This window comes from Buttiauxella brennerae ATCC 51605 (genome assembly GCF_001654925.1).
GTDB lineage: Bacteria > Pseudomonadota > Gammaproteobacteria > Enterobacterales > Enterobacteriaceae > Buttiauxella > Buttiauxella brennerae.
On the sequence record NZ_LXER01000029.1, the window covers coordinates 268,983 to 278,507 of the forward strand.

Annotated in this window: 11 protein-coding genes; 9 read left to right on the forward strand and 2 right to left on the reverse strand. The window is 47.8% G+C overall.

Annotated features, from left to right (window positions below; all coding sequences use genetic code 11):
• Nucleotides 1-10: 10 nt before the first annotated feature.
• The 4 genes from prmA (at nt 11) to fis (ending at nt 3,466) form a co-directional block, all read left to right on the forward strand.
• The gene (prmA, locus tag M975_RS16835; protein WP_064561062.1) at nt 11-892 is read left to right on the forward strand and encodes a 50S ribosomal protein L11 methyltransferase; all 882 of its coding nucleotides are present in this window, start codon (nt 11-13) and stop codon (nt 890-892) included.
• Nucleotides 893-1,064: 172 nt separating this feature from the next.
• Nucleotides 1,065-1,805: a carbonic anhydrase gene (locus M975_RS16840; RefSeq protein ID WP_064561064.1), complete on the forward strand. Its 741-nt coding sequence runs from the start codon at nt 1,065-1,067 to the stop codon at nt 1,803-1,805.
• Nucleotides 1,806-2,178: 373 nt separating this feature from the next.
• Nucleotides 2,179-3,144, forward strand: coding sequence for a tRNA dihydrouridine synthase DusB (gene dusB / locus M975_RS16845; RefSeq protein WP_064561065.1), 966 nt, complete (start codon nt 2,179-2,181; stop codon nt 3,142-3,144).
• Between the two features lie 25 nt (nt 3,145-3,169).
• Nucleotides 3,170-3,466 (forward strand): DNA-binding transcriptional regulator Fis, encoded by a 297-nt coding sequence (fis, locus tag M975_RS16850; protein WP_003855228.1) that lies wholly within the window; start codon nt 3,170-3,172, stop codon nt 3,464-3,466.
• A gap of 118 nt (nt 3,467-3,584) precedes the next feature.
• Here fis and M975_RS16855 read toward each other — a convergent pair whose 3' ends face one another.
• The gene (locus M975_RS16855) at nt 3,585-3,908 is read right to left on the reverse strand and encodes a DUF1889 family protein (protein ID WP_064561067.1); all 324 of its coding nucleotides are present in this window, start codon (nt 3,906-3,908) and stop codon (nt 3,585-3,587) included.
• Between the two features lie 63 nt (nt 3,909-3,971).
• Nucleotides 3,972-4,184 carry a hypothetical protein gene (locus M975_RS16860; RefSeq protein ID WP_064561068.1) on the reverse strand — a complete coding sequence of 71 codons (213 nt, stop codon included), beginning with the start codon at nt 4,182-4,184 and terminating at the stop codon, nt 3,972-3,974.
• A 340-nt stretch (nt 4,185-4,524) separates the two neighbouring features.
• Here M975_RS16860 and M975_RS16865 point away from each other — a divergent pair, with 340 nt between their 5' ends.
• The 5 genes from M975_RS16865 (at nt 4,525) to M975_RS16885 (ending at nt 9,429) form a co-directional block, all read left to right on the forward strand.
• The gene (locus M975_RS16865; RefSeq protein WP_064561069.1) at nt 4,525-4,746 is read left to right on the forward strand and encodes a putative periplasmic lipoprotein; all 222 of its coding nucleotides are present in this window, start codon (nt 4,525-4,527) and stop codon (nt 4,744-4,746) included.
• Nucleotides 4,747-5,272: 526 nt separating this feature from the next.
• Nucleotides 5,273-6,298 carry an amino acid ABC transporter substrate-binding protein gene (locus tag M975_RS16870; RefSeq protein ID WP_064514179.1) on the forward strand — a complete coding sequence of 342 codons (1,026 nt, stop codon included), beginning with the start codon at nt 5,273-5,275 and terminating at the stop codon, nt 6,296-6,298.
• Between the two features lie 70 nt (nt 6,299-6,368).
• A complete protein-coding gene (locus M975_RS16875) occupies nt 6,369-7,550 on the forward strand; it encodes an amino acid ABC transporter permease (protein WP_064561070.1) in 1,182 nt (393 codons plus the stop codon).
• Nucleotides 7,551-7,559: 9 nt separating this feature from the next.
• Entirely contained in the window at nt 7,560-8,660 is a 1,101-nt protein-coding gene (locus M975_RS16880; RefSeq protein WP_064561072.1) for an amino acid ABC transporter permease, read from the forward strand.
• Between the two features lie 10 nt (nt 8,661-8,670).
• Complete coding sequence (locus M975_RS16885) at nt 8,671-9,429, forward strand: amino acid ABC transporter ATP-binding protein (RefSeq protein WP_064514184.1); 759 nt, start codon at nt 8,671-8,673, stop codon at nt 9,427-9,429.
• The last annotated feature ends 96 nt before the right edge of the window (nt 9,430-9,525 follow it).

Here is a 9,525-nt window from a genome sequence, read left to right on the forward strand (position 1 = left end):
GAGTTTCGCTATGCCATGGATTCAACTGAAAATTAATACTACTGGCGCAACCGCTGAAGAACTCGGCGACGCACTGATTGAGAGCGGCGCTGTATCCGTGACCTTTCAGGATACCCATGACACACCGGTATTTGAGCCATTACCTGGCGAAACCCGTTTATGGGGCGATACCGATGTGATCGGTCTGTACGACGCTGAAGCTGACATGAACGAAGTGGTCGCCATTCTCGAAAACTGCCCACTGCTGAGCGTTGGTTTCCACCATAAAATCGAGCAGATCGAAGACAAAGACTGGGAACGCGAATGGATGGATAACTTCCACCCAATGCGCTTTGGGAAACGCCTGTGGATTTGCCCGAGCTGGCGTGATGTGCCAGACGTGAATGCGGTCAACGTCATGCTGGACCCGGGTCTTGCGTTTGGTACTGGCACCCACCCAACCACATCTTTGTGCCTTGAGTGGCTTGATGGCTTGGATTTAGCGGGCAAAACCATCATCGACTTCGGATGTGGCTCCGGCATTCTTGCGATTGCGGCTCTGAAACTGGGAGCGGCAAGAGCGATTGGTATTGATATCGACCCGCAAGCCATTCAGGCCAGCCGTGATAACGCAGAGCGTAATGGTGTTTCTGAACTTCTGGAGCTGTATTTGCCGCAAGACCAGCCAGAAGCCATGAGCGCCGATGTGGTGGTTGCTAATATCCTGGCAGGCCCATTACGTGAGTTAGCCCCTTTAATCAGCGTGCTGCCTGTTCAGGGCGGTTTCCTGGGGCTTTCTGGTGTTCTGGCAAGCCAGGCAGAAAGTGTTTGCGAAGCGTATCAGGACAAATTCACCCTCGATCCGGTCGCTGAAAAAGAAGAATGGTGCCGCATTACGGGCATCAAACGCTAAGTATCTTCCCTAAAAGTGGCCAACTGGCCACTTTTGCCAGCCGCTTAATCCTAAATTTAACGCCCCCGCCATTTTTGCCCCCTTTTTCCTGAAAGCCGAGTTTTATAATGCGTCGCTTCAAACGTATCTGTTAACCGACGTTGTTTAATAAAATTTATCAGGGAATGAATCAATGAAAACCACTTTGCGCAATCTGGCAATTCTCACTATGGGTATGCTGCCCGCGTTAGCGATGGCCTCTCACTGGAGTTACGAAGGTGAAGGTTCACCCGAGCACTGGAGCGAAATCAGCCCAGAGAACCAAATGTGTAAGCAGGGTATGAATCAGTCACCGATTGATATCAATAATACTCTTCAGGCGCATGTTAACCCGCTGAAAACCAGCTACGTTGACTCTCCTGTCACTATCATTAATAACGGCCATACTGTGCAGGCTGGTTTTGCTGCCAATGCGAAAGATAACGTGATTATTGATGGCGTTTCTTTCCAGCTCCAGCAACTCCATTTCCATGCGCCAAGCGAGAACACGCTGCACGGCAAACATTACGATATGGAAATGCACATGGTGCACAAGAATGCCGACGGTGAGCTTGCCGTAGTCGCAGTAATGTTTGAAATCGGCGCGGCAAACAGCGAATTGAGTAAACTTTGGCAGGCTATGCCAGCTAAAGCAGAAATGTCTGGCGAGCTCACACAGAAAATTGATATCAACAAACTGCTGCCCGCTGACTTGACCCACTATCGTTTCAGCGGTTCGCTGACAACACCGCCGTGTTCAGAAGGTGTCCGTTGGCTGGTGATGAAACACCCAGTTACGCTGTCTGAGCAACAACTGAAACAATTCACCTTAGTTATGCATCACGATAATAACCGCCCAGTACAGCCTTTGCATGGCCGCGTAGTTGTTGAATAAATCACCAATTAACGGGGTTTTTACCCCGTTCTCACTCAAGTTTTGACCACAAAATATTGGCGTTTCTCAGCAGAAAAATGAGATTTCACTCACATAAAAATGCAGAAATAGATGAACAAAGCAGCAGTTTATCTGGAAACAACGGCTTAAAATGGCGGTAATTACCTCTTAGTTTCACAAAAACCAAAAAGAGCATAAATAAACCAAAATCACTTAACATGATGATAATAATGATAAATTTTATTTACCCGTCATTCTGTATACAGATTCATTGATCTACGACAGCTGATTGTTCAAAGTTTGGCCTTTCATCTCACGTCAAAAATGCGTAATATACGCCGCCTTGCAGGCAAGTATGGTCATTTCTTAACTCATGCGCATTGGACAACACCAGCTCAGAAATCGACTGATTGCAGCACCTATGGCTGGCATCACTGACAGACCATTCAGGACGCTGTGTTACGAGATGGGGGCCGGACTGACTGTTTCCGAGATGATGTCCTCTAACCCTGAAGTTTGGGCGAGCGATAAATCACGTTTACGGATGGTGCACGTGAATGAACCAGGTATTCGCACCGTGCAAATTGCCGGTAGTGACCCTGATGAGATGGCAGAGGCCGCACGTATTAACGTGGCTAATGGCGCCCAGATTATTGATATCAATATGGGATGCCCGGCAAAGAAAGTGAATCGTAAGCTCGCGGGTTCAGCACTTCTGCAATACCCAAGTCTGGTGAAGTCTATCCTGACGACGGTAATTAACGCAGTGGACGTGCCTGTAACGTTGAAGATTCGCACTGGCTGGGATACGGCGCACCGTAACTGTGAAGAGATTGCCCAACTGGCTGAAGACTGTGGCATTCAAGCTTTGACGATTCATGGACGCACACGCGCCTGTTTATTTCAGGGCGACGCTGAATACGACAGCATTCGGGCAGTTAAGCAGAAAGTTTCCATTCCGGTAATCGCGAATGGTGACATTACTGACCCGCTTAAAGCCAGAGCTGTGCTCGACTACACAGGGGCTGATGCTCTTATGATAGGACGCGCGGCTCAGGGAAGACCCTGGATCTTTCGGGAAATCCAGTATTATCTGGACACTGGAGAGCTGCTTCCTCCCCTGCCTCTGGCAGAGGTAAAGCGCTTACTTTGTGGGCATATTGGTGAACTTCATGAGTTTTATGGTCATGCTAAGGGATACCGAATTGCACGCAAACACGTTTCCTGGTACTTACAGGAACACGCTCCAAATGACCAGTTTCGGCGCACATTCAACGCCATTGAAGATGCAAGCGAACAGCTTGAGGCGTTGGAGGCATACTTCGAAAATCTTGCGTAATTAGAAATAAAGAGCTGACAGAACTATGTTCGAACAACGCGTAAATTCTGACGTACTAACCGTTTCCACCGTTAACTCACAGGATCAGGTTACCCAAAAACCTCTTCGTGACTCCGTGAAACAAGCACTGAAGAACTATTTTGCTCAACTGAATGGTCAAGATGTTAGTGATCTGTATGAGCTGGTATTGGCTGAAGTAGAGCAGCCATTGTTGGACATGGTGATGCAATACACCCGTGGCAACCAAACCCGCGCTGCCCTGATGATGGGCATCAACCGTGGCACGCTGCGTAAAAAATTGAAAAAATACGGCATGAACTGATATTAATCAGTTAACTTGTTGTTTAAAAAGGCGCTACTCGGCATGGGGAAGCGCCTTTTTTAATATTTGTGATACGCCTGGTGACAGGCTACTTTGCTAACGAATGGTTCAGGTAAACTTACTCGGTATGCGAATATTCAGCTTCCGCTAACGAACGGAGTTGTTCCTGCATATACGCAGAAAAGTATTCAGGATTTTTAATCACAACACGGTTGCCGGACTTAATTTTATCAGCCCACCCAGCCACTTTTTTGGTGAATTCAGTATTCCATCCCTCCTGATTCGCTCGTGCCGTAACATCATCTGCACTCGCCGGTACCCCCAGCTCATTCAGATACTTAAAGATCCCCTTCGCTGTGCTCTCATCCATAGAATGCGGGGTTGATGCGGATGTATTCATACCGCCAATGTAGTCCAATGCTTTTTCAATGACAGCTGGCATATTCTTATCCTTAAAATTAACCGTGTATTAAACGAGCCTGTAGCACGCACTGACCATTACCAATTAACCATACGGTTTAAATAGTTGCCACCCTTGGTAGGGCATCCTTTTTAATAGTTGTGACATACCGAACGCTTCCCGAATAATTGGACGTTTTTGACTATGGCGCAAACGCCTTTTTAGTGCATGGAATCCAGCCATCCCTTCAGGTTCCCAGTCGAAATTTGGATCTATCTGAATAATATTGAAGCCGACAATATGCTTGAATACGGGCATGTGTTACCCCTGCCAGGGCATGAATCGATGTGGTTCGAGGCGTTACCTGTTGAACTACAAACTCGTATTGAAAAGCTGGGCGTTACTCACGATAGCTTTGGGTTGTAACATTGTCTGATTATCTGAAAATACTTAACTTCACTTTTTCTCCACACTTTCTTGCCTGTAGCCGATTTCCTCCACTTTGTTTACACAGCACATGAATTGCAATTATTCCCCGCTCATTGCAAGGATGATTACGGTGATAAAATCACCGCATTCACACCGATCAGGTTGTTAGATTACCCGTAGCACTGTCGCGCGAGCTATCCCTGTCCGGAGTTTGGTAAATGAGGTTCCTATGAAAAAGCTAATTACCGCAGCACTGCTTTCTACGCTTCTGGCGGGTTGTGCAACCAATTCACCTTGCGTACCGGTTTATGACGACCAGGGCCGCCTGGTGCACACCAATACCTGCATGAAAGGAACAACTCAGGATAACTGGGAAACCGCAGGCGCAATCGCCGGTGGTGCGGCAGCGATTGCCGGTTTAACGCTGGGTATTGTGGCGTTAACTAAATAAATTCCATCCCCATATTTCAAAAGCGCGCCTTTATTTAGCGCGTTTTTTTTATTGGAAAATCCTTAATCCTTTTCCTTTGCATTGTTTAAGTGCATTCATTTATCGCCACTTCATTTGTTAGCTTCCCGGGCTTGTATGCCCGATCTTTTTAGCGTGAAACAAATCACTCAGTTCGTTCCGGTTTTGTTTTATTGCACCAGCAGACGTGACTCTTCTCACAAACCTCCGCAGACGCTATCCACGCTAATGTTCACGCCAGAAACTACTTCTTTTCATATGATCAAAATCTGAAACTTTTTTGCGCTGAAATGTGGCGTAGGTTTCAATTTTGCCCCGTTATGGGGCGTTGTAAGTAATTTTTCCTGTCTACACTCAGCTTACTGCGACAGGAGGTACACGCATACCGTCTCTCGCAATCTTGGCACTCCCTTTGCTTTAACCACAATGGCAGATGCCACAGACAGGAAAAACGGCGCCATACGGATGCCGACACTTATAACGATAATTTCGCCACACAGGATGCATTATGAAAAAGACTCTGATCTCCACTCTGGTCGCTGCCGGTGCATTATTCGCGGTAGTCAATCAGGCTCATGCTGGCACTACGTTTGATGCGGTAAAGAAGAAAGGCTTTGTGCAATGCGGGATAAGTGATGGCTTGCCTGGTTTTTCTTACGCCGATGCAAACGGTAAATTTACCGGCATTGATGTGGACGTTTGCCGTGGCGTTGCCGCTGCGGTATTTGGGGATGCCTCAAAAGTTAAATATACCCCGCTGACCGCAAAAGAGCGTTTTACGGCTCTCCAGTCAGGCGAAGTCGATATTCTGTCACGTAATACCACCTGGACTTCATCACGCGATGCCGGCATGGGAATGATGTTTACCGGCGTCACTTATTACGATGGCATCGGTTTCCTTACGCACAACAAAGCAGGCCTGAAGAGCGCTAAAGAACTGGATGGCGCGACCGTTTGTATTCAGGCGGGTACTGATACCGAGCTCAACGTCGCCGATTACTTCAAAGCAAATAATATGAAGTACACCCCTGTAACGTTCGATCGCTCCGATGAGTCAGCCAAGGCTCTGGAATCAGGCCGCTGCGATACTCTGGCTTCCGACCAGTCTCAACTCTATGCACTGCGCATCAAACTGAGCACACCAGGTGAGTGGGTGGTTCTTCCTGAAGTCATTTCAAAAGAGCCTTTAGGCCCAGTCGTACGCCGTGGTGATGAAGACTGGTTCTCCGTCGTGCGCTGGACTTTATTCGCCATGCTCAATGCTGAAGAGATGGGGATTGACTCTAAAAACGTTGATCAGATGGCTGCTAACCCAACCACACCGGATATGGCTCACCTGTTAGGTAAAGAAGGTGATTTCGGTAAAGACCTGAAGCTCGATAATAAATGGGCGTACAACATCGTCAAACAAGTCGGTAACTACGCCGAAATCTTCGAACATAACGTCGGTTCTGATAGCCCGTTAAAAATCAAACGTGGGCAAAACAACCTGTGGAACAAAGGTGGTATTCAGTACGCACCGCCTGTTCGCTAAGCGAGACGTCAGAAATGGGCACTACTTCGGTAGTGCCCAAGGTTTGAGTTTATGTTACTGAGGTTCGCTTATGTCCCATCGCCGCCCAATCGTAAAAGGTGATATTTCCTTTTCTAACCCAGCGGTTCGTGCTTGGCTGTTCCAGATTATTGCTGTCGTCGCCGTCGTAGGCATAGCTATTTATCTGATTCATAACACCGTCACCAACCTTAGTAATCGTGGCATTACCTCAGGTTTTGCATTCCTCGACCGAGCCGCTGGCTTCGGTATCGTTCAGCACCTCGTTGATTATGAACAGGGTGATACTTATGGACGCGTGTTTGTCGTCGGCCTGCTGAACACTTTGTTGGTTTCCGCATTGTGCATTGTGTTTGCTTCATTTATCGGCTTCTTTCTGGGGCTTGCCCGACTGTCCGATAACTGGTTGCTACGTAAACTTTCCACTTTCTACATTGAGACATTCCGCAATATCCCTCCTTTATTGCAGATCTTCTTTTGGTATTTTGCTGTTCTTCGCAACCTGCCCGGCCCTCGTCAGGCAGTCAACGCATTCGACCTTCTCTTTCTGAGTAACCGCGGGCTCTATATCCCCTCCCCGCAGATTGGTGAAGGTGTACTGGCTTTCATCGGTGCCATTTTGTTAGCACTGATAATCTCGGCAGGCTTGTATCGCTATAACAAAATGCATCAGATAAAAACCGGGCAATTGCGTCGCACCTGGCCTTACGGTTTGGGGTTACTGATCTTGTTACCGCTACTGGCACACGGTTTTTTTGGCGCAGCATTACACTGGGATGTTCCCGCTTTACGGGGCTTTAACTTCCGTGGGGGGATGGTTCTCATTCCTGAGCTGGCGGCATTAACTTTAGCATTGTCGGTGTATACATCCGCTTTTATTGCCGAAATTATCCGCGCGGGAATTCAGTCTGTCCCCTACGGCCAACACGAAGCAGCACGTTCCCTGGGCATACCGAACCCTGTCACATTACGGCAGGTTATTATTCCTCAGGCAATGCGCGTCATCATTCCGCCACTCACCAGTCAGTACCTCAATATCGTCAAAAACTCATCACTGGCAGCCGCAATTGGTTACCCGGACATGGTCTCATTGTTCGCAGGAACAGTGCTCAATCAGACAGGTCAAGCCATTGAAACTATTGCCATAACGATGTCGGTCTACCTGATTATAAGCCTGACTATTTCGTTACTGATGAATATCTATAATCGGCGAATTGCCCTGATTGAGCGCTAAGGAATTACGATGACAAAAGCATTAGTGTCACTTCACACGCGCCCAAAAGCTGTTCGCTCAAGTGCCGTGCAATGGGCTCGTAAGAATCTTTTTTCCAGCTGGTCTAATAGCTTACTGACTATTTTCTGTTTGTGGATGATGTGGTTGCTGATTCCACCCTTGTTAAACTGGACGATTTTCCAAGCTAACTGGATTGGTGAAACCCGTGCGGACTGCACAAAAGAAGGGGCATGCTGGGTGTTTATCCACGCACGTTTCGGACAGTTTATGTATGGGCTCTACCCGCATGATCAACGCTGGCGCATTAACCTTGCACTGCTAATTGGTCTGGCTTCCATCATTCCAATGTTCTGGAATGCGATGCCACGCCGTGGCCGTTACATCGCCGCATGGGCCGTTATCTATCCGCTGGTTGTTTGGGGTTTATTATACGGTGGCTTTTTAGGTCTGGATCGTGTCGAGACACGCCAGTGGGGCGGGTTAACATTAACGTTGATCATTGCATCCGTCGGGATCGCCGGGGCGTTGCCATTAGGGATCTTACTGGCCTTAGGTCGCCGTTCGACGATGCCGGTAGTCAGAATCTTGTCAGTGATATTTATCGAGTTCTGGCGAGGTGTTCCGCTAATCACGGTGTTGTTCATGTCATCCGTCATGCTGCCGCTGTTTCTTTCTGAAGGAACAAGCATAGACAAACTTATCCGTGCATTGGTTGGGGTGATCCTTTTCCAGTCGGCTTATGTCGCTGAAGTGGTTCGCGGTGGCTTGCAGGCGCTACCAAAAGGGCAATACGAAGCCGCAGAATCTCTGGCGTTGGGATACTGGAAAACCCAGGGATTAGTGATCCTCCCGCAGGCATTAAAGATGGTCATTCCAGGCCTGGTTAACACCATTATTGCTCTATTCAAAGACACCAGTCTGGTGATCATTATTGGTTTGTTTGATCTGTTTAGTAGCGTACAGCAAGCCACTGTCGATCCTGCCTGGCTTGGAATGTCGACCGAAGGCTATGTCTTCGCAGCACTCATCTACTGGATTTTCTGTTTCAGCATGTCGCGCTACAGCCAGCATCTTGAAAAACGTTTTAACACCGGACGAACACCGCACTGAGGATGAATAAATGAGCCAGATTACGATGCAACCCGCTGATGCGATGATCATGCTGGAGAATGTGAATAAATGGTACGGGCAGTTTCACGTACTTAAAGATATCAATTTAAAGGTGCAACAAGGCGAGCGCATTGTCCTGTGTGGACCTTCCGGTTCAGGTAAATCAACAACCATACGCTGTATTAATCACCTGGAAGAGCATCAACAAGGGCGCATTGTCGTTGATGGAACCGAACTCAACGATGATTTACGTAATATAGAGAAGGTTAGGACTGAGGTCGGAATGGTTTTCCAACACTTTAACCTGTTCCCACACCTGACCGTTTTGCAGAACTGCACTCTTGCCCCGATCTGGGTGCGCAAGATGCCCAAGAAAGAAGCTGAAGCTCTCGGAATGCACTATCTGGAAAAGGTACGCATCGCAGAGCATGCGCATAAGTTCCCGGGGCAAATATCTGGCGGACAACAGCAGCGTGTGGCGATTGCCCGCTCACTGTGTATGAAACCTAAGATCATGCTGTTTGATGAACCTACTTCTGCGCTGGATCCGGAAATGGTTAAAGAAGTGCTGGATACCATGATAGGGCTGGCTGAGTCTGGCATGACAATGTTGTGTGTAACGCATGAAATGGGCTTTGCGCGGACGGTGGCTGACAGAGTGATCTTTATGGATAGAGGTGAGATCGTGGAACAAGCACCACCAAATGAATTCTTTGCTCACCCTAAGTCGGAGCGTACTCGTGCTTTCTTGTCTCAGGTTATTCATTGATATTTAACAAGAAAGGCCACGTAAGGGGCCTTTTATTTTCGCTGGAAATACAAAACAAAAAGGCCATCCGCAAGGATGGCCTTTTTGTTTATTTGA

Coding starts and splice junctions, on each gene's coding strand:
- M975_RS16870 (WP_064514179.1), top strand. CDS start 5,273: ATGAAAAAGACTCTGATCTCCACTCTGGTCGCTGCCGGTGCATTATTC.
- fis (WP_003855228.1), top strand. CDS start 3,170: ATGTTCGAACAACGCGTAAATTCTGACGTACTAACCGTTTCCACCGTT.
- dusB (WP_064561065.1), top strand. CDS start 2,179: ATGCGCATTGGACAACACCAGCTCAGAAATCGACTGATTGCAGCACCT.
- M975_RS16875 (WP_064561070.1), top strand. CDS start 6,369: ATGTCCCATCGCCGCCCAATCGTAAAAGGTGATATTTCCTTTTCTAAC.
- M975_RS16855 (WP_064561067.1), bottom strand. CDS start 3,908: ATGCCAGCTGTCATTGAAAAAGCATTGGACTACATTGGCGGTATGAAT.
- M975_RS16865 (WP_064561069.1), top strand. CDS start 4,525: ATGAAAAAGCTAATTACCGCAGCACTGCTTTCTACGCTTCTGGCGGGT.
- M975_RS16840 (WP_064561064.1), top strand. CDS start 1,065: ATGAAAACCACTTTGCGCAATCTGGCAATTCTCACTATGGGTATGCTG.
- M975_RS16885 (WP_064514184.1), top strand. CDS start 8,671: ATGAGCCAGATTACGATGCAACCCGCTGATGCGATGATCATGCTGGAG.
- M975_RS16880 (WP_064561072.1), top strand. CDS start 7,560: ATGACAAAAGCATTAGTGTCACTTCACACGCGCCCAAAAGCTGTTCGC.
- M975_RS16860 (WP_064561068.1), bottom strand. CDS start 4,184: ATGCCCGTATTCAAGCATATTGTCGGCTTCAATATTATTCAGATAGAT.
- prmA (WP_064561062.1), top strand. CDS start 11: ATGCCATGGATTCAACTGAAAATTAATACTACTGGCGCAACCGCTGAA.